Source organism: Enterococcus sp. AZ095a (assembly GCF_050546735.1).
Taxonomy (GTDB): domain Bacteria; phylum Bacillota; class Bacilli; order Lactobacillales; family Enterococcaceae; genus Enterococcus_D; species Enterococcus_D entomosocium.
Map to the genome: position 1 here is coordinate 2,467,945 of NZ_CP172953.1, position 23,393 is coordinate 2,491,337.

Here is a 23,393-nt window from a genome sequence, read left to right on the forward strand (position 1 = left end):
CTCAATTTTCCCCATTTTTTTCATTTGTCCCTGCTCGTTGACAAGCTGCTTCAAGATAACGCAAGCGTTTTTTGACGCCACGATTGAAAAAGAATTTGTAAAACAGCGCCGCCAGCATAAAACTGTAGGTTGTTTTCTGCTGCTCAAAACGGCTTTGTTCCGAATACGTGACTTGCAGCTTCCCTTTTCGTCCTGGAGCAAAACTGTACCGTTGATCGATCGCTCCTTCTTCATGGGTCGTACGAAGCCACAGCTCATCCGCGGCAATTTTTTTGACCGTCATAACGGCAGGTACCAACCGCGGAGCGGTTTTGGTTTGAATCATCGTTTCAATACGGCAGCCTTCCCCGAACGGTTCTTGGGCTTGTTTGGCTAGAAAGAATTTCTCTTGTTCCGCCAATAACACACGGGAAAAGTCCGTAGGTGTGGTATTCATTTGATAACTGCAAGACAATGTATCGGTTCTCATCACAAATTCCTTTCTAAAGGATGCGCTTATTGCATTCCTTTACGTTTCTGGGCTTATCTTTCTTCTACCCTTTGATTGATCGTCTCAGATGTCGCTTGTTCATTTAATGCCGCTTCCGCTTTTTCTTCTTTCAAGTAGCCGCGATCCATTACGATCAAGAATGGCACCCAGATCAAGGTCATTACGGCAACCGTCACTAACTGTAAGATTGCGCCGGCAACAGAACCCGTGCCTAACCAACCAGATAAGAAGACCGGGGTCGTCCAAACAACCGTTGCTCCGATTGGCCGCGGAACCAAACCTGCGGCAATCGCAAAGTAAGAGATCGTCGTACTGGCTAATGGCGCTAAGATCCATGGGACAAAAGCGATCGGGTTCAGGACGATCGGCAAACCAAAGGTCATCGGTTCAGATACGTTGAAAACAGATGGCGCAATCACCGTCTTCATTAATTTTTTCATCCGAATCGAACGAGCGATAAAGAAGGCCATTGTAATCGAGATCCCCAGCTGCATTCCTTGATTGACGAACACGCCCATAAACGTAGTGTTAATGATATGGGGCAATTGTTCAGCCCCTGCTTTGTAAGCTTCATAGTTTTCAATCGCTAACGCATTCATGATTGGATCGATCACCGCATTGACCACTAGTGTCCCGTGAATCCCAAACCACCAGAAGAATTGGGTGAACAAGACGGCGATCAGTACTGCTGGCAACGTACCGCCTAAGCCCATCAATGGTTTTTGCAAAATCTCATAAACGAAATCAACGGCATTGCCCCATGAAGTAAAGGTGAACAAGTAGCGGATCAAATTGAAAAGGAACAACGGTGCCGCACCAGGAATGATGGCGACAAATGATTCTGCGATCATTGGCGGAACCGAATCTGGCATTTTGATCGTCAGCCCAGCCGCACTGATTTTGCAATAGATCTGCGTAGCGATAATGGCCGTGATGATTCCAACAAACATTCCCTCAGCCCCTAATTTCGACAAGGGGATCACTGTACCTAACTCTTCGGATGAGCCAAAAGGCAGCAGCATCAAAAACGAAGACAGTGAGATGGCACCCGCAAATAATTTGGCTTGTCCATACTTGCCAGCCAACTGATAGCCGATCCCAAAAACAACGAAAATAGCGGTGATACTCATGGTTGCATTTCCGATAGGACCAAAAAAGTCGTTTAGAAACGTGATGAATCCCTCTGGAAGTTTTTCCGAGAGTCCGAAAGTAGCAGGCAGATTTTGAATAATAATCATAATTGACGCAAACATTGTCGCAGGAAAAGCGACCATAAACCCATCACGCAGACTTAACAAGTATTTGTTGTTGGCAATGATCTGAGCAAAAGGCACCATCTTTTCGGCTAATTTATCAATAAACTTCATTTCGTTTTCTCCTTTATTTTTAACTGTAAACGTTTACTACAATCAGTATAGTTGTTTAGTTAATGTTTACACAACCCCTAAAATAAAAAAAGATCAGACGTCACTGATCTTTTTCGGCAATCGATTCTCTAATGATCAATTCACTGCCACAAACGACGCGAACCGGCATCGTCCGCACCCCAAGGATTTTATTTTTCGCTAATTCGACACTCATCTGCCCCATCTCTTCAGCTTTCATCTTGACGGAAGACAGTGCGGGCGTCATAAATTGCGCCATTTCGATATCATCAAAACTAACGACTGACACATCTTTAGGAATCGATAGCCCCGCTTCAGTGAGTGCCTTGTAAACCCCGACAGCCATAGGATCGCTGGCAACGACGATCGCTGTGGGGCGAGGATTCATTTGCGCGATCTGCTGACCAAAATGCAAACCAGTCTCTGGTGACCATTTCCCCTGCAGCACGGTTGTGAACTTTTCCAATTTATTGAGCAGCATCCATTGGCGGTAGTTTTCTGCTCGAATCTCTTGTTCATCGTAAACGACTTCGCCAGAAATCGTCACTCGGCTGGCAACACCGCCCACAAAGGCAATATTCTCATGGCCCTTCTCTTTTAACAACGTGAGGATCTGGTGAGTCTTTTGGGCAAAATCGGTTTGGATGCAATCGTAGCTGGGTGCTTCACTATAATTATCCACCAGGATAATATTGGCATTTTGCTGACTGATCTCTGCCAAAGCATCGCTGGTCATCTCTCCAATAATAATGACTGCGCCATACTTCGCCAATTGTGCCAAATCTTTTTGAGGCTCCCGCATGGAAAAGGCCCGAATCGTTTTTAAGCGCCACTTCGCCGCTTCTTTTTCGATCCCATTGCGGATCATCATAAAATACGGATCGTTTCTTTCCGACTCTCGATCGTGGCGGGTAATGATGGCAATCGTGTTTTGGTCGCCGACTTCACGGGAATGGGGTTGATTTTTTTCTTTTGAATAATTCATTTGGTTGGCGATCTCAATGACTCGTTGACGCGTGTGTTCATTGATACTGAAGGTTTCATCATTGTTAAGGATTCTAGAAACACTTGCTACCGACACCCCGGCTAATTTCGCGATATCTCTCATACTTGCCATAGCTGCACCTCATCTGTTTACTGTTTACTAAATTTACATTCAGCATAGGCATAATTTTTGACCCTGTCAACCTTCTTTTCACAAAAAAACCGAAACTCCTTAGCTTTTCACTAAGGAAGTTTCGGGATACCCGTTTGTTTTCTATTGGAGCGCTTGGTCACAGAGCAAGACATTGACTAAATACAAGGTGCTGATTCCTAAGACCAATAAGTAGACTGGACCAAACAGCAAAAAGGTCAAGACAAGCGTCACTGTTGCTAAAAGATGCGCCAGTACTCGTTTGGGTGAACGAGCAAACTGATAAAAACTATAAAACAATGAGCTGGGCTGCTGCGGATAGGTGTGAAGCAGCCTCGTTTGATAAAGTAAGACCAAGCAAAACAAGCCAAAGGTGAACGCTAACGCGTAACTAGCGATCTGAAACAGCGGGTGCTGCAAACGGCTAAAGATAAAGCTGTCCGCCAAAAGCAGCAGGAAGAATAGACTGAGCAAACGATCTTGCCCTTTTCTCGTTGCCCACTGTTGATGAAACACCTGCTGAAAACGAGCTTTGCTACTTGCTTCCAAGCCATCGTTCCGCAGTTCCACCAAAGTCCCGATCAATGCTCGACTAGCAGTGGTACTGGTAATCAAAGGCAAGGAATACAACAGCCACATGCCTTGTAAAACCAGCAAATGCGGGAGCCAATTGATGCCAGTCAGCAGCCCTTGGTTCAAGCGTTGCGGCGTGACTTTTGTTCTCATCCTTTGGAACCTCCCGTCAGATCCATTCCTTCAATAAAGTAGCGTTGTGCGAGGAAGAACAGCAAGATCGTCGGCAATAGCACAAGCGTTGCTCCTGCCATCAAGTAGTTCCATTGGGTCGTTGATTGGTTTTGGAAGACTTGCAGACCAATCTGCAGCGTGTACTTTTCTTGATTTTGAATATACAGTAATGGTCCTAAGAAATCATTCCACGCCCCATTGAAGGAGTTGATGGCAATCGTGATCAGTGCGGGTTTCGTCAATGGGATCATTAGATGGCTCCAAATATAAAGATGATTGGCGCCATCGATCTTAGCGGCTTCGATCAATTCATTGTTGACAGACAAGTAAAACTGCCGCATCAAGAAAATGTTAAAGGCGTTCCCGAAAAACGCTGGAACGATCAGCGGCAGATAGGTGCCGACCCAGCCGATTTTGGAAAACAAGACATACTGCGGGATCATCGTCACAAAGCCAGGAATCATCATCGTAGATAAGACGAGGGCAAAGATCAGATTTTTTCCCGGAAAAGCTAATTTTGCAAACCCGTAGGCAATGAAGGAATTTGATAAGACATTCCCGAAGACTACTAAGACAGTAATGAATAAGGTGTTTTTTGCATACTGCCAAAAAGGAAAGGCGTTGATGGTCTCCAAATAATTTCCAAGATTGATTTCTTCTGGGAAAAAGGTCGGCGGGTAACGCACGATCTCCTCCATCGGTTTCAATGACGTAAAGACCATCCACAGCAACGGAATCAGCAGCACGATCCCGATGATCGACATCACCACATAGCTGATGATTTTCTTGACTCGCTGTTGGCTTGATTTGCTTCGCGTTTTTGTCGTCATTTCCATTAGCTGCCACCTCCGGTATAGTGAACCCAGCGTGGTGCCAGCTTGAGATTGATAAAGGTCAAGACTAAGACGATCAAGAACAAGATCATCGACATGGCCATCGCATAGCCCATATCAAAGGCGACGAAGGCTTTGTTCCACATATGCAAATTATAGAAGAGCAGCGAATTCGCCGGACCGCCGGTACCATTTTTGGTCATCACGTATGCTTCTTGGAAAATTTGAAAAGAACCGATCGTTGAAGTAATCACATCATAGAAGATGATTGGCGTGATCAAAGGGATCGTAATATTTTTGAATTTCGCCCAGACTCCCGCCCCATCGATCTCAGCCGATTCGTACAGCGTCGGCGAAATATTTTGCAAAGTAGCTAGATACAAGAGCATCGCGCCCCCTGAACTCCAAATCTTCATCAAAATCAACGCTGGTTTCGTCCATTCTGGATCAAACAGCCATGCCGGACCTTTGATATTGAACCAGCTCAAGAAGGTATTGATCAATCCTGCGGAAGGAGATAATAATTGCATCCATAAGACGTAGACGGCAACCCCTGAAAGGATCGCTGGTAAGTAAAAGGTCGTTCGGAAAAAACTGATTCCGCGGATTTTTTGATTCAGTAAAGTGGCTAGAAAAACACTGAATAACGTTGTTAAGGGAACATTGAAGAGTACAAAATACGCCGTGTTATAAAGAGATTTCCAAAACAGGGTATCTTGCGTGAACATGCGGGTAAAGTTCTTAAAGCCGATAAAATTCATTTTTGAAGTCAGATTGTAATCGGTAAAGCTTCCTACGAAGGAAAACAGCATGGGCCCTAACATAAAGATCACGAACCCAAGCAAAAATGGTGCTACGAAGAAGTAGCCCCAAAGAGCTTCTTGCCGTTTACTTTTTGAACGCTTCTTTGGCATTCCTTCCACTCCATTCTATTTTTACTCATTGTTTATTCAAGAAAACACGTCCGCTTCGCAAAGCAGAAAGCAAAGCCCAGTCCGCTAACCGACTGGACTTTCCTTCTTTTTTAAAAACGCTCGTTTTGAAATTTATTTGTTTTGCTCAACGAGATCTTCGACCGCTTTTTGCGCATCTGCCAACCCTTCAGCCGGTGTTTTGCTGCCCAGCATGATTTGGTCGATCTGTTCATTGACAAGACTGCTGAAATCAGGCGCTGTCAATGGTACAGGTGTGATCACCGTATTGGCAAAGTTTTCATCTGCCATTTGGTAGATCATTTGGCCGTTTTCATCTAGATTGTCGTTGTTGACCAAGTTTTCGTTGGCTGTTCGATTCGCCATGATATCAAAGCTTTTCTCACCAAATTTCTCTTGAACTTCTGGTGTCGACAAGTATTTGATAAACTCATAGGACGCTTCAGGATCTTTGGCTCCGTATGGCACTTCTAAGACGAACCCGCCACCCCATGACCAGTGACCAGAACCACTTTCTTTTTCAGGAATTTGAATGACCCCAAATTCAAAGTCATCCGGTGCATTTTCCGCTAAACTTGAGTAGTAGTTGATGTTTTGCGCACGCATCGCCACTAATCCAGAAATGAATGGATCGGCAACACCTGAACCAAATTCAGCTTCTAACCGATTGATGGTATCTTGACCATAATACTCTTGCCAGTCTAAGATCCATTCCAACGCTTCCACTTTGTTGTCTGTATCGATTTTGACGTTCTCATCCTTGTCAAACCAGCTGACGCCATCGTCGGCATTCAAGGCCCACACATCGGCGCCTAAATTCCACAATGGGTAAAAACCGATCCGCTCAAAGTCATCACCGTTTTTGACATCTAATTTACGAGCAACTGTTTCTAACTCCTCCCACGTTTGGGGCAGTTGCTCTTCACTGATACCTGCCTCTTTAAAGAGTGTCTTGTTGTAGAAAATCACTTGCGTATCTGTATTGAAAGGAACAGCATACGCATCCCCTTCATACTCCACCGTATCCCATAATTGCGGATAAAATTCATCAGAAAAGCCTTCTTCGATATACTCGCTTAAATTTGTTGCTTGCTGCGCTTCTGCCCGCTGAGCAACAGAATTAATATCTTGTACAATAACATCAGGCGGATTACCAGCAGTGATCGACGACAGTGATTTTGTCCAAATATCGCCCCAAGGCTGGTAGCTGTATTTGACCTCGATTTTATCTTGTGACGCATTAAAATCATCAATAATTTCTTCAATTACTTCTTGTCTTGCACCAGACCCCCAGAAGGACCAAAAATCCAACGTCGTTTTGCCATCTGCTGACTCATTCCCCGAGGAATCAGCGGTTTCACTATTGCCACATCCTGCCGCCAGTACACCAACTGAAAAAAGCAAAGTCCCCATATAAAATAACTTTCTCATTTAACCTAACCTACTTTCATTTATTTTTAATGTACTATTTAAAAGCTATCACTACTTCTTCTTTTCAGCAAACAAAAAGCATCGTTATTCGAATAAAAAAATAACATTTTTACCGTTTCACGATAAGAAGAGCGTTTTCTTTGAAAATTTAAAAAAAGTGGGGCATCATAGAAATAGCACCTATTTTTCAACCTCTCGTTAGATCATTTGAAAAACGATGTTTATAGAAAGGGAGTAACCACATGCTAGTCATTGTCGATATGCAAAACCAAATTCTCGATGAAGCGAACGAAGCGTATGTGCCAGATAGCGCCGCTCTCGTCAAACGAATCGCGAAGCGCCTAGAACAAGCGCGGGCGAATGGGGAGTACATCTTACACACCCGCGACATCCCAATCGAAGTCAAAGGAACGCCTGATGAAGAAGCCGCTGCCCTGCAGCTTATCCCAGAACTTAAGCCTCTCGAAAATGAAAAAGTCGTCAAGAAATACTATTACAGTATTCCACCTGAAGTCTTGATCGACATCAAGAAAAATCTATTTGAACCCGAGGAAAAAAAGAAAATCGAAATCACCGGTGTTGAAACCAACATCTGTGTCCTTTCCAATACGATCGAGATCCAAAGCGCCTTTCCTGACGCTGATTTCACCATCAATAAAACATTAGTCGCCGGTAAAAATCACGAGTCGCAAGGACTCGACATCTTACGAGACTTCAATGTCCAAATCATTGATGGAACAAAATAAACCAATGACCAATAAATAACGAAAGCTCCCTGTTCAAGGAACAGGGAGCTTTTTCAATTTAATTATTCATTCAATTCATTGAGCCATCTAATAGCTCGGTCGGAATTTCAATCCGAACCTCATTTTCTGTCTGACAGTTTGGACATACGAAGGTTCCTTCGATGGCTTCCTTCACTTCCCCGTAAGTATAATGAATAGCGATTTCATCTTCTGCCAATTCATTCGTTTCCAACGGTGGTACCATGGTTAATTGCCCCTCGCTGTCTTCTTGTAAATGAACGACTAGCTTCCCATCAAAGTTTTCATTGCAATTGGTGCAGGAAGCTTTTCCTCGAATCGTTAGATCCATGATCATCCCTCCTCATTTCTTGTCACTGGTTGATGCAGGTTCCAGTAGATACTCGTAACACATGCATGCTTCACTTTAATAGTGTCACGCTTTCACTTTTTTAGCAAATCATCTGTTTTTCTTTTTTTAAACCATTGATGAAGAAAAATCCTAATCAACCGTTTTGAGCGTTTTCGTTGTCAAATCGTTAAAATCCTTGCAGAATTAACTTATCTGTTACTGAAAAGTAAAAACATGTTGTTGGAAAAATTAGTGATTGTCCGAACTTATCTGAACAAACAAGGAGGAAAAATGATGCAAGCAGTAACCTGGCAAGGAAATCAAAAAATGGACGTTCGCCGTGTAGAAGATCCAACGATTTTAGAACCGACGGATGCGATCATCCGAATCACCGCAACTGCAATCTGCGGCTCTGATCTCCACCTTTACCACCATGGCGGCTCGGTTTTGGAAGAAGGCTATGTCGTTGGTCACGAACCAATGGGTATTGTCGAAGAAGTCGGCAGTCAAATACAGAAACTAAAAAAAGGCGACCGCGTCGTCATCCCTTTCAATATCGGTTGCGGTCACTGCCACTTTTGTCAAAATGAGATGGAAAGTCAATGCGACAATTCTTCAGAAGATACATTGTATGGCGGCTTATTCGGTTTTGGAAAAATGAACGGCAACCACTGGGGCGGTCAAGCCGAATTCTTGCGCGTACCGTTCGCAGATTTCACCTCGTTTATCGTACCTGAATCAACGATCCCTGATGAAAAAGTATTGTTTTTATCTGACATCTTACCTACAGCATATTGGAGCGTCCAAAATGCCGGCGTCAAAAAAGATGATACCGTGATCGTCTTAGGCTCAGGACCAGTTGGCTTGTTTGCGCAAAAATTTGCTGTGATGGCAGGCGCTAAGCGGGTGATTGCCGTGGACCCTGTTGCTCATCGCTTAGAAAAAGCCAGCAGCTACAATCAAGTCGAAACATTCCAATTGGATGATCTGGCTACTAGTGCCGATGAATTGTATGAACTGACCAAAGGTGGCGCTGATGTGATCATCGACTGTGTTGGGATGGATGGTTTAGAACCCGTCAAAGAAAAAGCCAAAAATCTAGTCAGCTTGCAAAGTGGAACAATCTCACCGATCCAGATGGCCGCAAAGGCAGTCAAAAAATTTGGTACCGTCCAAATCACTGGCGTTTACATGACACCTGCTTCTTCATATCCATTGCAAGAATTCTTTATGCGCAATATTGATGTCAAACACGGGCAAGCACCTGTGATCCATTTGATGCCAAAAATTTATGATATGATCGCGGACGGTTTGTTTGACCCGTCACAGATCATCACCCACACGATGCCTTTAGCAGATGCTGCCAAAGCGTATGAGATTTTTGACAAAAAAGAAGACAAGAACATCAAAGTTGTCTTGAAACCTTAGCACAAACAAAGGAGCAGTGATGGCACCTATGCCAAAAATCAAACGGAGTGAACATCAATTCGATCCGGGAAAAGAAGAAGATGTGATCATCAAGGCAAGTCGCTTTCGCATCTACTTTCAAAATCGCTACATGTTGATCTCACTTACGAATGATATTTTGACGGGCTTGTTTTATATTTTCGGGAGTATCGTTTCATTAACTAGCTTGCCTGCGATTTACGGAACGATCGCCTATTTGATCGGCGGTGTCTTTTTGACCATTCGTCCGCTGATTAAAATCGTTCGCCATGTCTATATCTATAATGATCGCAATCAAGAAGGTGAGAAAGAAAAAGATGTCACCATCACCGACGATGAACGTTGATGGGGCGACAACTAGAGAGGAGTTTCCTATGTTAAAAACATTTGATGGGATCGCACTGACACTATTGATCATCGGTGGGATCAATTGGCTGCTGGTCGGCGCCTTCGAGTTTGACCTTGTCGCAGCGATCACCGGCGGCAGCACGTCAATCATTGCCCGCGTCATTTATATTCTAGTTGGGATCAGCGCATTGTATAGCCTAAAATTCTTTCCAGCTATCGCCCGCCAACAAACACTCGACTAAATAAAACCTGCATCTGCGGTGTGCTAACCCCAAAAAAGTTAGATTTTTGGTCTAACTTTTTGAGGTCGCATCTGTGGATGTAGTTTTTTTGTCTACAATCATTGAAAAAAAACACCAGTTGTACTACTCTTGTATTTAACCTACTATTTTCGAAAATATAAAAAGGACGTGACTCATGACCCCACCTACTAGACCCTCGCTGATACGTCGGATACTTGGTCGGATGCTTTTGCTATTGATTTTCTTATTTATTCTAAGTATTATTGGCGGAATTATTGTTTTAAATAACCTCACCATCGCGGAAAACTGGTTTGGTCTGAATGAATACCAAGTCGTTGAAACCAGGCATCAGATCATTCGTTTGTTCCCCTACTATTGGGTAGCAGGGATCCTGCTGGTCTTTTTGATCGGTCTGATCATCGGCCTCAAAAAACACAAAAAATCGCCATTTTACTGGTTATTCTCATTGCTCTTGCTACCAGCGATTCTCTTTTGTATTGGCGTAGTTTCCACCTTTTTACCTGTAGACCGCCAACTCTTTCGAGAAGAAACCAGTGCCAAAGAAATTATGGCGGCGCTGCCAAATCAATCTTCATTCAAGGACAAAGAGCTGCAACTGGTCAGCTATAGTTTTCACATCCGCAATGTCCCGCTAAAAAGCGGCATTTATGCAGTTGCGCGAGTGATCAATCCAAACACAGGCCTACAAGACGAGTATTGGTATTACCCAGAAAATCTGTTGACCAAATGGAAAAAAGACGACGATACGATCGAGCTTTCGATGGAAGATACCATTGCCTTTGATGCCATCGACTGGGGCGTCATTCCCAAGATCATCAAGGATTCTGAGGCGCGAGCAGCTCAGCTAGATCACTATGTTCCTGGCGTCAGCATCGTCATTTTAAACGGCTTCCAAGGTGAATGGACTTGGACCGTTGGTTTAAATGGGATTCGTAATCGAACCGAGATCAATTATGTCTATGATCTCAAAGGAAATTATCAATCCGAATGGCAATAAAACAAGCGGCACCTATCCCCGTGAATAGGTGCCGCTTTTTCATAGTTAAGCAAGCCGATTGAATTAGAAAAATAGTTGCATGCCATTGTAAATATTGATCAGCAAAACCAAAACGATCACTGTTTGAAAAACCAGTGTCACCCGCTGGGGCGAAAGGACATTGCTAGCCTTTGCCCCGATGAGTCCCCCAACAATGGCTGCCGGAATGACAAACCATAAAACCTTGAGGTCATATAGACCAAAACCTGTCGAAAAAGCGATCGTCAAAATTTTTGCCAGCTGTGAGAAAAAAATCGTACAAATGGAATAAATCGTCGCCTCTTTGATCGGCATGGCAAACAGCAGCATCAATAAAGAAACATTGATGGGTCCGCCGCCGATCCCCAGCAAACTGGCTAAAAAACCAAGGATCAAGCCGCAAGCTGTATACCAGCCGACTTTTTCCAACGCAAACCCGCGCCAGTTATATTTTGTATATAAAAAAGCAAACAATAGTGTCAGCACAGTCAAAAGGATTTGGATCAGCTGAACCATCTTGTCGTCTCGAAAGACCAGCAATAGTCGTTCAAAGGCAACATTTCCTAAGATACCACCTAACACAGCGCCGCCAGAAATCCACAAGGCAATCGACCAATTGATTTTTCGTCCACTGGCTAATTGTCTAGCTGTCGAAACGATGGACATCGTGAAGACCGCTGTCGCCGAGTAAAAAGAGATCGCAGCAACAGAATGGGCACCGATAAAATCGAAAATCGGTTTGATCAATACACCACCACCCATACCCGAAACAGCGCCTACTGCATTCGCCAAAACAATGACAATAAAATAGATAAACCCTATCACTCGCTCACTCCTTAGTATTGCGATCAACTTCGTTTTTCTTGCTCGATCGCTTTTTCTTATCAATAAATACTATCATACAATGGAGCAACCATTCATTTTCTAAGATTGCCGGTAACGGCAAACCACTCTTTCCAACCAATCGATACTGGCAAAAAGCAGATAGCCCATCAAAGCAATCAGAAGGATTCCGGAAAGCATTTGCGGGTAGTCCATTTTTGACCACGCACTTAAGATCAGATAGCCGACACCATACGTCGTGTTGTAGTTTTCGGCAAAAAAGAGGGAAGCCAACGCAATCCCGATACTGACCCGCACACTGGCAAAAAGTGCGGGCATGAGTGCGGGCAAAATAACGAAGCGCAAGACATGGCGCCATTGATTGGTATAATTTTTCATGACCTGAAAGTAAGCTGACGGAATCTTTGTGACTGCATCACGAATCGAGACGATCACTTGAATGACGATTACCGCAAAAATCAAGAGAACTTTTGAGAGATTGCCTAAGCCAAAGAAAATCATAAAGACGGGTAAAAACGCAACTTTAGGAATCGGATATAAAAAGTAAAGCAGTGGACCAAGCAGCCGATCCGTTCTTTTGGATCGCCCAATCAAGATTCCTAACGGCACCCCGACCAGCAACGCCCCACTCAACGCCGCAAACACCCGTAGCAAACTGGCACCTGCGTGGATCAGTAAGACTTCTCGTAATGCCCAAAAACGTTCAGCGGTTTCTAAAGGATTAGGCAACGAGCGATTGTTGGTCACCCAGCTTACACCCCACCAAACCACGACAAACGAACAGAAGCCCCAAACAAAAGATTTGATGGGTTTCATTGCCTCGCCTCCCTCATTTGTTCTTTCAACTGCAAGACGACTTCATAAAAAGCCAATGAGTCTCGTTCCTGCTGGCTGCCGTAAAATGGATTACTGATCGGCGTAACGCCCTGATCTTTTAGTAACAAAATCGTCTGCCCCAAAAACACTGCTTCTTCCGGATCGTGGGTGACCACAATCAAGCCGTTTTGCCAGCGCTGCTGTTGGGCAGCGATCAAGGCTTGGGCGTTTGCTTTGGTTTCTTGATCCAGCGAAGCAGTCGGCTCATCCAATAATAAAACATCGGGCTGTGTGATCAGTCCCCGCCCCATGGCGGTCCGCTGTTTTTGACCGCCGCTAAGCTGATGTGGATAGCGGTCCTGCACCTGCGTCAATCCCAACTCCGCCAAACAGCTTGTGACCCGTTTTTTACGGCTCTCACTGGGTGTTTGATTGATAAGCAGCGGCATTTCCAGTACTTGGTAAACTGTTTGCCAAGGAAACAAATGCAGTTCTTGGAAAACGACCTCGATGTTGTCAGGGGAACAGCCTTGGTAAGTGATCGTGCCTGATTGCGGTCGCTGCAACCCTTTGATCAAGGATAAAAGCGTGCTTTTGCCAATCCCCGATTCTCCCAGCAGCACATAGGTCGTTCCTTGTTCAAAACAAAACGAAAGATCCTTAAAAATGACGGTTTCCCCATACGTAAAGGAAACGGAATCGAATCGAATACTCATCAGAGAATAAACTTCTTTCTTAAAATTATTTGTGTTGGTTTTCACATTTTATGCTATACTATTTTTTGCGTGATTGACAAGAAAGGATGGTTTATGATGTTTCAGACCCTCGTATTTCATGAAATACGTCCCGAAGCAGAACTTTATGATCAGGTGCGCCTGATCAAAGTCGCAGACGGCTATCAAGATGCCTTGCCTCTGCCCTTATTCAATAGCACTTCTCATTTTAAACAACAAATCGACTTTTTGAAAGCAGAAAATTACCATACGTTGACCCTTGCAGAAGTCAAAGATTTTTATTTCCGGCAACAGCCGCTACCAGAAAAATCCGTGTTGCTGACCTTTGACGACTGTTATCAATCAATGAAAGAATATGCCTACCCACTGTTGAAGGAAGCTGGTTTCAAGGCCACTGCCTTTGTCGTGACCGGCTGGCTTTTTGATGCCCCTCAGCCTTACGAACCAGAAGTTTCGCGGACATTGAGCAGTGCCGAATTAGCCGAAATGAGCGATGTCTTCGAATATGCCAATCATACCGCTCATTTTCACGAACGCAAGGACCAGCAAGGGCGGTCAATGTGGGAAACACCGGCAGCCTTTGCGCAAGACTTACGAAGCTGCAATCAGCACGTGGCCATCAAGGATGTTTTTGCCTATCCCTTTGGCTTTTATGATCAGCAGACGATCGCAACACTAGAAAAGGAAGGCTTTGTTCTGGCATTTACAACCAAACCTGGCATCAATACGACAAAAACCAAGCCAATGGAACTCCATCGGGCTGTCATCCCGTTCTCACTACCAATGGCTGCTTTTGAACAACGATTTAGAAACGAGGAAATGAACCAATGAAAAAAACGATTTTAGCAAGTATCCTAGCACTATTCGCTGTCGGCGCTGCCGCATGCGGCAACACTGGCGAAACAGCAAGTACCAGCAATTCCAGCACTAGCAGTACAGAAGCTGCGGTAACGGATCAAACATTGACGATCGGGGTGTTACCAGCAGAATCAGCGATTCCGATCATTCTAGCAAAAGAAGAAGGCTTTTTCGAAAAGCAAGGATTGACTGTGGAACTCAAATCCTTCACTTCCCCGAATGACCGCAATGTGGCGGTGCAGGCAGGCGAGCTGGATGGTACCATCAGCGATGTCATGACAGAAGCGACCTTCAAGCAAAACGGCATCGATATGACGATCACTTCTGATATTTTGGAAAACTTCAAGATTCTCGCTTCACCGAATTCAGGGATTACTGAGATGAAAGGGTTAGCGGATAAAAAAATCACCCTTGTACCGAATTTCATTTTAGAATACATCATGGATCAATTTGCACAAGAAAATGATTTTACTTATGACATCGTGGATATCGCTTCTTTTTCTGCCCGTTCCGAAGCATTGCTCAATGACCAAGTCGATGGCGCTGTTTATACGGAACCGCAAGCCAGCATGTTGGCTGCCCAAGGGGCGATTGTTTTAGGCAGCTCTAAAGAAGCTGGCATCAAAGGCGGCACACTGCAATTTATGGACGAAGTCATCCAAAATCGCCCGCAAGACCTAAAAGCATTCTACACTGCTTACAACGAAGCCATCGATTACATGAATGCTCATTCAGCAACAGACTATGCCGACATCTTGGCAGACTATCAATTTCCAGATGCTATGAGTACTTACTTAGACAGCCAGGAAGACTATCCGTATGCCCAGGCAGTGCCGCAAGAGCAATTCGACGCAATCATTGCTTGGACGAAAGACAAGGGTCAAATCGACCAAGCGTATTCTTACAACGAGTTGACCAATTTCGATTTTTTACCCGCTGACTAATAAGAAACAACAAAAAAGACGCATTTGCGTCTTTTTTTGTCTTTTCACTTCTTTTTGACACTCTTTTTTGCTCGTGGCAAGAAATTCAGGTATACTTTTGACAAATCAGCTGCCATGAAAGGATTTGATGCAATGCCAACGATCGCTGTTTATGCCGACCAGAAAGAAGATACTTGGGAAGCACACTTGACTCACCCGTTAAAAATAAATGAAGAAAGGACCCAGGCTCATCAAACATTCCATAACGAACCTTTAACGATCGACGAATACTTCTTTACAGAAGATTCTGCCCCTTTTCATACGAATCAAGCCGTCAGGCAGCAATTAGCAAGCTATGGCCGCAGCTGTCTGCCACTCGTTTATGTCGACGATCAGCTATTTTGCCAAGGTCGCTTGCCAACGATCCGTGAATGGGAACAATTGACGAAATCTGGGATCACTGTGCAATTTGATGAGTAGCAGCCTCTGTTTTCTTTGCCAGACAAAACAACGCACCACGTGCCAATCATAAGCGTTTAGTTCTCCCCCTTCGCAGCAACTGCGTCGGTAACGCCTTTTTCTTCTTCCGTTAAACTTCGTTCGCTGATTTTAAAGAATGGATAGTAGATCGCCACACTAATCAGTAAGGAAGCCATACTCCAAAGAACAGCAGGGATATTGCCGCCGGTTGCAAGGTAAGTATTGATAAAGGGCGGTGTGGTCCACGGTGGATTGAACATGATTCGCCCAATGACATTGGTGACCGACAAGAAATACGTTCCGACACATAATACAAGGGGTGTCAGGATGAAAGGAATCATCATAATAGGGTTCATCACGATCGGAAACCCAAAAATGATTGGCTCATTGATACAAAAAATAGCAGAGGGCAAAGCCATCTTCCCTAGGGAACGATAGGCTTTTTTCTTTGAAACTAACATGTTGATGATCAGCCCCAGTGTTGAACCAGTGCCTCCATAGCACAAAAACATGATATAAAACCCGCCTGCAAAAATGTTCGGTAACGGTTCGCCTGAAGTGTAGGCATCGGTATTGGCTGCTAATAAAGCTAGAAAAATCGGATCGCCGATACTCCCCATCACATTGCTGCCATGAATCCCTAAACACCAAAGCAACAAAATCAAAAAGGTATACAACAGCATCCCAGGCAATGTGTTTAGACCAACTGCCAGCGGTGAAAAGATGGCTTGCACGAATTGATTGACATTAAATTCCAACAAGACCCGAATCACCCAGGCACCAGTGATGATGGCAGCTCCGGGAAGCAAGACCGAAAAACTCTTGGCAACTGCGGGCGGCACTTCTGCTGGCATCCGAATCACTAAGCGGTGCTTGAGAAAAAAGCGATGGATCACTACTGTCGCAATCGCTGTGACGATTCCTGTAAACAGACCAGATGCCCCCAAAGAAGCTGGATCGATCGTCCATTCTTCCCCCGCCTGCAGCAGCAAAAACGCGCAGACTGCCAACACGACAGAACCGATCCGATCGATCTCATACGAAGCCGCCAAATAGTAGGCGATCCCGATACAAGCGGCCAGTCCCAAAATCCCAAATGTAAAATTGCTGGCGGCGCCTAGTTTGACGCCAAACTCCCCGACAAAATCGGTCCATCCGGGAAAAGGCAGATTGGCTAAAATCAAAAAGAGACTGCCGATAATCGTCAGCGGCATCGTAACGGCGACTCCGTTGCGCACGGCGACTAAAAACCGATTTTCACTGATCCTAACCAATTTTGGTGCAAAATTTTCCTGAAACCCTTCAATCAACCGATTCATCCTGTCTCCTCCTACTAAACATCTCGATTTTTTAATAAGAGTAGCATAAAAAACGCTTTCTGCATTTTTAAAACACTCGACGCCTTCCCGATTCCAAGAATACTGCTGGCTAACTGTTTCTTTGCCAAATGGGTAAAGCCCCTGCCAAATCACGTTCCTTCGACCAAGCGATGGCACCTGACAGCAAAAAGAAACTAATGACCGTCCCTTCCCTCACCGCTAGCGGTAAGCCCAAACTGATCGCTAGCAAGAGTGCCCCCGAAATACAGACTGCATCAACGCCATAACGGTACTGCTTAAATGTCCAACGACTGCGTTGCGCCAGCAAATGACACCAGTGCTCGATTGGAAATTTCAAGACCTGCAACCGTAGGACTTGTCCCGTCGCCGTTCCAGAAATCAAGATCCCACCGATCAAAGCAGCTAGTTGGCTCCAATAATTCGTCAAGTGCAGCGATGCCAAGAAGTAGTAAACAAAGCCATTGATCAAATAGCCGAAAGCCAGCAAAGCGAAAAACATAATCAAGTACTCACTGCCTTTTTGTTTGAGGGGCGTCTGCCGCCGATCCAATAGCCAACAGGCAGCTAAAAAGCCCAAGTTGATGGCTGTTGTGATGGTGCCGACTTTGATTCCTGACATCGTTGCCAGCGTAACATTCAAGGCATTAAAACTACTGACCCCAACGCTTGCTTTAATGGTCAAGCTGATCCCGAATGCACTCAGCCCATAAAAAATCCCTGATCCTATCCATTGCTTTTTATTCATTTTTTCTCCCACACTTTCGTTTTTGCTTTTCTAAGTATGTGCTATACTGACTAAAAACAAATAGGAGATTTCTCCTAGTTTGGAGGAAAAAAGTGAAAAAAACCGCTTATGCCTTGGCAATAAAGCAGGTACCAATCAAAGAAAGCTGCCCCTTGCCGATTCCTGAGGAGATTTTACAACAAAGTGCCCTCTGGACCTTTGATCATCGAGAAGCGATCCAAAAAGAAACGGTGCCGATGTCGGTCTTTTTCGTCCTATTGACTGGCAAAGCCAAGATCATTCAAACGCAAGAAAACGGCAAACGTGCCTTGCTGCAGTTTCTCCATCCTGGTGATTGCATTGGCGATCTCACGTTGATTGGCGCCGAAACAGTACCGAAAACCGTGGTTGCGATCGGTGAAACAACATGTCTGGGCATTCCGATGCAAGCAGCAGCTCACGGGCTCATGCAAGACCTGGCTTTCGTACAAACACTAGGCAAAACTATCGGTGAAAAATTGCTGCTGCGTATGGATCATTTTTCCGTCAATCAAACCTATCCCTTAGCTTGGCGCCTTGCTCATCTACTGTTGGAAGCTTCGATCGATAATCTTTTTCAAGAAAAATTGACGGAGACCGCCGAATACTTAGGCGTGAGCTATCGCCATTTGACGTATACCTTAAAAGATTTCAAAACGCAAAAACTAGTCACAAAAACTACAGACGGCTATCGGATCGATGCGCCTGCGCTGCAGACCTTTATCCAAAACCAACAAAAGCAGTAACAAGCAAATAACGACAGCAAAATAGTTGGTATGATACACCCCCTAAAAGCCAGAGAAAAAGCTGACTCTTGGGGGTGCAACAAGAAAAACCAACTGTTTGCTGTCGTTTTCGGATCGTTGCTTTATTTTTTCGCCAATGCCCAAGCATTGACACTAACCGTGCCGGTTCCGCTGAGAGCGATCGCCTCGGTCCGTTTTGGATACACGCGAGAGGTCAAACAATATTGCCCGCCATTTAGGAAGATCTCAATCGAAGACGTATCGACAAAAATCTGCAGCTGCGTCAGTTCATCGACCTTGACACTGCGCTGTTTACGACCGTAGCCAGAAACGCCATGATGGATCGTGAAGACACCAGCTTCATAAGCCAAAGTCGTATCTTGCAAAAGTCCAAGCTGGAACTGCTGCAATGGGGCTTCCGCCGTAACTTGCAACTCATATGCCAATTCATCGAAAGACAAGTGCTGCGGTTTCTCTGAAAGCACAATTTTTTGGCTGACTTGCTTGTCCCGCAATTTTTGAAATTCTGGCAAAGGTTCTTGATACAACTGGTCATTTTTGACCGAAAGCTGTCTTGGCAGCGTTGCGGCATGCTGCCAGCCACGAGGGATCGTAGGATTGCTGTACTCAGGACTGGTATCCCCTAGCCCCATCCAGCCCCATAAGATGCGGCGTTTCTGCTCATCTTCAAAGGTTTGCGGGGCATAGAAGTCAAACCCATAATCAAGTTCGCGAAACGCAGAAGTTTCTTTAAACGTCAGAGTCTCCCAATCCACCTCACCAATCAGATACCCTGATTGATGGATATTTTGACAGGCATGTTCTTTGGCAGCCAAGCCTTGCGGTGAGAAGACCAACACATCTTTGCCATCTAAATGGAAGTAATCTGGGCATTCCCACATGTAGCCTAGAGCATAGTCCTCACCGAAAAAGATTCCTCGATAGGTCCATTCATTTAAATTCGTCGATTCATAAATCAAAATTTTGCCTTCGTTTTCCAACGTACGCGCGCCTAGCAGCATGAAGTATTTGTCTTCGTGGGCAAAAACTTTTGGGTCACGAATATGATCGGTAAATCCTTCAGGGTAGTGCTCATGAGGAATCACGACTTCTTGATTTTCGACGGTATAGCCGTCTTTGCTGATTACATGGACCGTGTTTTGTTCTCGTCCACTAAAGGTATAGTCATGATCACCAGGATGTTTGACATTCCCCGTATAGAAGAAATGGATCGCGTCATTCTCGATAAAGGCAGAACCCGAGTAGACTCCATCTTTGTCATACTCATGTTCGGGAGAAAGAAACAGCGCTTCTTCTTGAAACGTGACATAATCCGTCGACGTTTTGTGTCCCCAGTGAGGTGGTTCCCCGCCATGGGGCGTTTGCGGTACATATTGATGGTAAAAATGAACCACGCCTTTGAATTGGCAAAGACCATTCGGGTCGTTCATCCATCCTGTTTCTGGCATCAAATGATAGTTCAAGCGCCACGCATCGGCACTGATTTTTTCTGCTAATTCGTTTTGTGTTTGGGCAAGCTGTGCCCAGTATTCCTTCGTTAACAATGCGGTACCTCTTTTCTCTTGCCGATGAACAGCAAGGGATTATTTATTGATTCAACTCTTTGGCTAGCGGTTTGCGCTGCAATTGGACACCAGCAAAACCGACTGCAAAGGCAATCAAAATCACGACAACGTATTTCAGCATGGCACCGAAATCTCCAGTATACAACAATAGTCCTGGAATAAAAGTGATGCCCATCCCAGTGGCAGCTAATTGGAAGACATACGTCGCAAACCCGCCGACTGCGCCCCCCAGCATGCCTGCGCCAAAAATCCGCATCGAGCGTAAGTTGACCCCAAATAGTAAAGGTTCAGTGATCCCAAATAAGGTTGGAACCGCCGCACTGATGGCATTTGAGCGTTTGACTTTGTTTTTATAAATAAATGCCGCAGCGATCGCAGCCCCGAATTGTCCCGCCATACTTGCCGTACCTAAGACTTGTAGAACGTTTTCGCCTGTCGTATTCAATAACCCTAACTCAATAATACTTAACGAATGGTGCAATCCAGTGATCACGATCACTTGCTGAACCCCTCCGTAAATGATATAACCGATGCCCAATGGCGCTTGCACCAAGTAGACGATACTGTTGATGACTGCTCTTTCAGCTACTTGCAAGATTGGTCCTAACGCAAACAAAATCAAACCTAAAGTAATGACGATCGTTAAGAATGGTGTCACGATCAAATCCATCATTTGTGGAACAAATTTACGGAACCATTTCTCTAGCTTAGAAACTAAGATCCCGACAATAATTGCTGGAAAAATCGACCCTTGATACCCAGAGATCGATAAACCGAATAAGTGCAATGGCTCTGCATCCCCGCTGGCAACTGCCCAAGCGTTCGGCAATTGCGGTGCCACCATCATTAATCCTACCACGATTCCGATGATCGGATTACCGCCGAATTTTTTCGTCGCACTATAGGCGATCAAAACAGGTAAAAAGGCAAACGCTGTATCCGTTAACATTTCAAACATGGCTAACCAGTCAGCACTATAGGTGACCCCCAACTCAGTCAATAATCCCCGAATCCCCATCAAAAGCCCCGTCGTTACCAAAGCTGGAATCAATGGCACCAAGACATCTGACAACGTGCGGACAACTTTTTGGACGGGTGACAGATTCGAATAAACATCATCTTTGAAGCCAGCTTTTTCAGCGGAGGCCTCATTGCCCATTTCAGCGGCGAAGGCTTGATACACTTCATTGACTTTTCCTGTTCCAAAAATGAACTGATGTTGTCCCGTGTTGAAAAAATAGCCCTTGCTGCCCTCAACTGCTTCCGCTTTGTCTTTATCTACTAACTGATCGTCTTTCAAAATCAAGCGCAAACGTGTGGCACAGTGTTCAAAGTTTTTGACATTTTCTTTGCCGCCAACAGCTTCTAACACTTGGTCGATCGTTTTTTGTTCCTTCATTTTTCCCACTCCTTTGATCGTCGGTTTATTTGTGGAACCGGTTCTACATTTGTAGATTAACAGAAACCGTTTGCAATTGCAAGCAAAGAAAATAAAAAAACAGAACGCCGCAAATGGTCGTCCTGTTTTCTCTAAAAATATTTGCTTTATTTCTCCTGCTTTTCACGCTTGGCAGTCGACTGTTTGACCACTAATCGATTCGGCAATTCGATCACTTCAGGAACCTCTTCCCCTTGCGTCAGTTTTTGGATCGTTAAGACGGCATCGATGCCTAACTGGACATAGGGATATTGGGTCGTTGTGATGGTCGGATAGACATAATCCGTCGAATCATAGCCGCCAAATCCGTTCAAGGAAAAGTCTTTCGGCACTTGGTACCCTAGTTCATGGGCGGCTTTCAATACAGCAACAGCAATATTATCGGTAGCACAGGCGATGTACGTTGCCGGTTGATCTTTCAAGAACACAAGGGCTTTTTGGTACGTTTCTCTTCTTGAAAAAGACGTTTCGATAAAGTCGACTTTGACGTTGGGCGTTTGTGCCAAGACATCAAGAAATCCTTTTTTTCGCAAGACACCTACCGCATAATCATTCTCGCTGACCCCAACAAATAAATAACGTCGGTGGCCAGCGCTGACTGCATATTCTGCCATGGTTTTGCCCGCTTGATAATCTTCATGGACGATGGAATGAATGCCAGCTAACTGTTGGCCCAACAATAAAACCGGCATAGGAACCTCTGCCAGCACCGCTTGCAGCTGCGGCGTGATTTTGCGCGCAAAAAGGATCATCCCTGCTACTTTTTGTTTGACTAGCATTTCGATATTTTCTAGTTCCCGTTCATCGCTTTGATCAGAGTTGGTGATCAGCATTTGATAGCCGTTTTCCCGAGCCGTCGTATCGATCCCTTTTAACACATCATTTGTCGAGGGCGAATTCAATCGAGGAATGATCACGCCCAGCAATTTCGTGTCTTGGGCTTTCAGCGATCGAGCAAATGTATTGGGGCGATAACCAGTTTCAGCAATGATCTGATCAATTTTTTTGCGCTTTTCTTCACTGATATAGCCATTGTTCAGATAGCGGGAAACCGTACTTTTCGCTACTCCCGCCTTTTCAGCAATGTCCTTGATCGTTGTCATGATTTCCCACCTTTGCTTTTTCTTTTATTATAACAATAACTGAAAGAAAAGCGCAGGTTTTGCGTAAAAAACAAATAGGAGGGAAAGATCAAGTATTTTTTTCATCTCCTAATGCTAAGTGCTGATAAAAATAATTGCAGACAAAGTATTGATTCAGATATCTTCTTTTTTACAAGTACTAAGATCAATAAAAAGAGTGTCTTCAGCAGACATTAAAAACGATTGAGTTTTTCGTTTCCATACTAAGATCATACCCACACAATTCTTTAAAATAATTTTTATAGTCGCTCTCAATAATTCTTATGATGTCGTTGTCTGAAAACTCCTCATACTTAGATAAATCAACTAAAAGGCCCAATTTTGCATCAATCCCAAGAATTTGTGGAGTGACCTCCCAAAAGGTTTCTTTCGAAATTTCTTCAATTAGTTGATTTAATCGTTCTACTTGTTTTTCTAAATAGTCTTCCAGCGTGTCTTTCTCTCTTGGCAAACGATCTATCTCTTTTTGAAAATAATTGACATACTCTTTTTTCGTCGCAAACAACATTTTCTTATACTCCTCTCCGCTCTTACTGATTATTCTCACATACCATAAAAGGACTACGCATCCCTTTTCATTTATTGAATACTCTATTTTGTAACT

Annotated in this window: 26 protein-coding genes; 9 read left to right on the top strand and 17 right to left on the bottom strand. The window is 44.4% G+C overall.

Translation table 11 applies throughout. The features are described 5' to 3' along the window. Nucleotide 1 precedes the first annotated feature (1 nt). The 7 genes from IGJ26_RS11360 to IGJ26_RS11390 all read right to left on the bottom strand — a co-directional run bounded on the left by IGJ26_RS11360 (nt 2) and on the right by IGJ26_RS11390 (nt 6,953). Nucleotides 2-469: a hypothetical protein gene (locus tag IGJ26_RS11360; RefSeq protein WP_034878452.1), complete on the bottom strand. Its 468-nt coding sequence runs from the start codon at nt 467-469 to the stop codon at nt 2-4. 53 nt (nt 470-522) lie between these two features. Continuing rightward, nucleotides 523-1,857, bottom strand: a complete 1,335-nt coding sequence (locus IGJ26_RS11365) for a PTS sugar transporter subunit IIC (protein ID WP_015509292.1) — start codon at nt 1,855-1,857, stop codon at nt 523-525. A 100-nt stretch (nt 1,858-1,957) separates the two neighbouring features. After that, nucleotides 1,958-2,992 carry a LacI family DNA-binding transcriptional regulator gene (locus IGJ26_RS11370; protein ID WP_008379003.1) on the bottom strand — a complete coding sequence of 345 codons (1,035 nt, stop codon included), beginning with the start codon at nt 2,990-2,992 and terminating at the stop codon, nt 1,958-1,960. A gap of 141 nt (nt 2,993-3,133) precedes the next feature. Next, nucleotides 3,134-3,736: a hypothetical protein gene (locus tag IGJ26_RS11375; protein ID WP_194199664.1), complete on the bottom strand. Its 603-nt coding sequence runs from the start codon at nt 3,734-3,736 to the stop codon at nt 3,134-3,136. Then, nucleotides 3,733-4,593: a carbohydrate ABC transporter permease gene (locus IGJ26_RS11380; RefSeq protein WP_005225484.1), complete on the bottom strand. Its 861-nt coding sequence runs from the start codon at nt 4,591-4,593 to the stop codon at nt 3,733-3,735. Before IGJ26_RS11380 ends, IGJ26_RS11375 begins: the two co-directional genes overlap by 4 nt. Continuing rightward, nucleotides 4,593-5,504 carry a carbohydrate ABC transporter permease gene (locus tag IGJ26_RS11385; RefSeq protein WP_008379008.1) on the bottom strand — a complete coding sequence of 304 codons (912 nt, stop codon included), beginning with the start codon at nt 5,502-5,504 and terminating at the stop codon, nt 4,593-4,595. Before IGJ26_RS11385 ends, IGJ26_RS11380 begins: the two co-directional genes overlap by 1 nt. Nucleotides 5,505-5,636: 132 nt before the next feature. Further along, nucleotides 5,637-6,953 carry an ABC transporter substrate-binding protein gene (locus IGJ26_RS11390; protein ID WP_008379010.1) on the bottom strand — a complete coding sequence of 439 codons (1,317 nt, stop codon included), beginning with the start codon at nt 6,951-6,953 and terminating at the stop codon, nt 5,637-5,639. Nucleotides 6,954-7,195: 242 nt separating this feature from the next. On the opposite strand from IGJ26_RS11390, the gene IGJ26_RS11395 reads away from it, so the two are divergent. After that, complete coding sequence (locus IGJ26_RS11395; RefSeq protein WP_139960061.1) at nt 7,196-7,699, top strand: isochorismatase family cysteine hydrolase; 504 nt, start codon at nt 7,196-7,198, stop codon at nt 7,697-7,699. A 70-nt stretch (nt 7,700-7,769) separates the two neighbouring features. Here the strand turns inward: IGJ26_RS11395 and IGJ26_RS11400 are convergent, their stop codons facing one another. Next, complete coding sequence (locus tag IGJ26_RS11400) at nt 7,770-8,054, bottom strand: hypothetical protein (RefSeq protein ID WP_005234711.1); 285 nt, start codon at nt 8,052-8,054, stop codon at nt 7,770-7,772. Nucleotides 8,055-8,342: 288 nt separating this feature from the next. Here IGJ26_RS11400 and IGJ26_RS11405 point away from each other — a divergent pair, with 288 nt between their 5' ends. From IGJ26_RS11405 to IGJ26_RS11420, 4 genes are all read left to right on the top strand, one after another. Continuing rightward, complete coding sequence (locus tag IGJ26_RS11405) at nt 8,343-9,476, top strand: alcohol dehydrogenase catalytic domain-containing protein (RefSeq protein WP_086299276.1); 1,134 nt, start codon at nt 8,343-8,345, stop codon at nt 9,474-9,476. Between the two features lie 19 nt (nt 9,477-9,495). Next, nucleotides 9,496-9,840 (top strand): YrhK family protein, encoded by a 345-nt coding sequence (locus IGJ26_RS11410; protein ID WP_005234707.1) that lies wholly within the window; start codon nt 9,496-9,498, stop codon nt 9,838-9,840. A 28-nt stretch (nt 9,841-9,868) separates the two neighbouring features. Beyond that, complete coding sequence (locus IGJ26_RS11415) at nt 9,869-10,084, top strand: DUF378 domain-containing protein (RefSeq protein ID WP_008379021.1); 216 nt, start codon at nt 9,869-9,871, stop codon at nt 10,082-10,084. Nucleotides 10,085-10,259: 175 nt separating this feature from the next. Beyond that, on the top strand, nt 10,260-11,102 hold the full coding sequence (locus tag IGJ26_RS11420) for a hypothetical protein (protein WP_194188408.1): 843 nt from the start codon (nt 10,260-10,262) through the stop codon (nt 11,100-11,102). 63 nt (nt 11,103-11,165) lie between these two features. Here IGJ26_RS11420 and IGJ26_RS11425 read toward each other — a convergent pair whose 3' ends face one another. The 3 genes from IGJ26_RS11425 to IGJ26_RS11435 form a co-directional block, all read right to left on the bottom strand. After that, nucleotides 11,166-11,945 (bottom strand): sulfite exporter TauE/SafE family protein, encoded by a 780-nt coding sequence (locus IGJ26_RS11425; RefSeq protein WP_194199665.1) that lies wholly within the window; start codon nt 11,943-11,945, stop codon nt 11,166-11,168. Nucleotides 11,946-12,044: 99 nt separating this feature from the next. Continuing rightward, a complete protein-coding gene (locus IGJ26_RS11430) occupies nt 12,045-12,779 on the bottom strand; it encodes an ABC transporter permease (RefSeq protein WP_194199666.1) in 735 nt (244 codons plus the stop codon). Continuing rightward, nucleotides 12,776-13,495, bottom strand: a complete 720-nt coding sequence (locus IGJ26_RS11435; RefSeq protein WP_228085286.1) for an ATP-binding cassette domain-containing protein — start codon at nt 13,493-13,495, stop codon at nt 12,776-12,778. The genes IGJ26_RS11430 and IGJ26_RS11435 overlap by 4 nt, the downstream gene beginning before the upstream one ends. A gap of 96 nt (nt 13,496-13,591) precedes the next feature. Between IGJ26_RS11435 and IGJ26_RS11440 the strand changes: the two genes are divergently transcribed. Genes IGJ26_RS11440 through IGJ26_RS11450 form a run of 3 tightly spaced genes read left to right on the top strand, consistent with a single transcriptional unit; the run spans nt 13,592 to nt 15,774 of the window. After that, nucleotides 13,592-14,344 carry a polysaccharide deacetylase family protein gene (locus tag IGJ26_RS11440; RefSeq protein ID WP_194199668.1) on the top strand — a complete coding sequence of 251 codons (753 nt, stop codon included), beginning with the start codon at nt 13,592-13,594 and terminating at the stop codon, nt 14,342-14,344. Beyond that, nucleotides 14,341-15,315, top strand: coding sequence for a MetQ/NlpA family ABC transporter substrate-binding protein (locus tag IGJ26_RS11445; RefSeq protein WP_194199669.1), 975 nt, complete (start codon nt 14,341-14,343; stop codon nt 15,313-15,315). The genes IGJ26_RS11440 and IGJ26_RS11445 overlap by 4 nt, the downstream gene beginning before the upstream one ends. Nucleotides 15,316-15,369: 54 nt before the next feature. After that, entirely contained in the window at nt 15,370-15,774 is a 405-nt protein-coding gene (locus IGJ26_RS11450) for an arsenic metallochaperone ArsD family protein (protein ID WP_429976706.1), read from the top strand. Between the two features lie 56 nt (nt 15,775-15,830). On the opposite strand, the gene IGJ26_RS11455 is transcribed toward IGJ26_RS11450, so the two are convergent. Next, entirely contained in the window at nt 15,831-17,093 is a 1,263-nt protein-coding gene (locus IGJ26_RS11455) for a PTS transporter subunit EIIC (protein WP_194199671.1), read from the bottom strand. A 109-nt stretch (nt 17,094-17,202) separates the two neighbouring features. After that, nucleotides 17,203-17,859 carry a hypothetical protein gene (locus IGJ26_RS11460; RefSeq protein WP_194199672.1) on the bottom strand — a complete coding sequence of 219 codons (657 nt, stop codon included), beginning with the start codon at nt 17,857-17,859 and terminating at the stop codon, nt 17,203-17,205. 92 nt (nt 17,860-17,951) lie between these two features. On the opposite strand from IGJ26_RS11460, the gene IGJ26_RS11465 reads away from it, so the two are divergent. Continuing rightward, nucleotides 17,952-18,623: a cyclic nucleotide-binding domain-containing protein gene (locus tag IGJ26_RS11465; protein ID WP_194199673.1), complete on the top strand. Its 672-nt coding sequence runs from the start codon at nt 17,952-17,954 to the stop codon at nt 18,621-18,623. Between the two features lie 122 nt (nt 18,624-18,745). Here IGJ26_RS11465 and IGJ26_RS11470 read toward each other — a convergent pair whose 3' ends face one another. The 4 genes from IGJ26_RS11470 to IGJ26_RS11485 form a co-directional block, all read right to left on the bottom strand. Next, nucleotides 18,746-20,188, bottom strand: a complete 1,443-nt coding sequence (locus IGJ26_RS11470) for a glycoside hydrolase family 32 protein (RefSeq protein WP_194199674.1) — start codon at nt 20,186-20,188, stop codon at nt 18,746-18,748. A 43-nt stretch (nt 20,189-20,231) separates the two neighbouring features. After that, nucleotides 20,232-21,608, bottom strand: coding sequence for a PTS transporter subunit EIIC (locus IGJ26_RS11475; protein WP_194199675.1), 1,377 nt, complete (start codon nt 21,606-21,608; stop codon nt 20,232-20,234). A 146-nt stretch (nt 21,609-21,754) separates the two neighbouring features. Beyond that, entirely contained in the window at nt 21,755-22,750 is a 996-nt protein-coding gene (locus IGJ26_RS11480) for a LacI family DNA-binding transcriptional regulator (RefSeq protein ID WP_194199676.1), read from the bottom strand. Nucleotides 22,751-22,952: 202 nt separating this feature from the next. Continuing rightward, nucleotides 22,953-23,297 carry a DUF7006 family protein gene (locus IGJ26_RS11485; RefSeq protein WP_194199677.1) on the bottom strand — a complete coding sequence of 115 codons (345 nt, stop codon included), beginning with the start codon at nt 23,295-23,297 and terminating at the stop codon, nt 22,953-22,955. Nucleotides 23,298-23,393 lie beyond the last annotated feature (96 nt).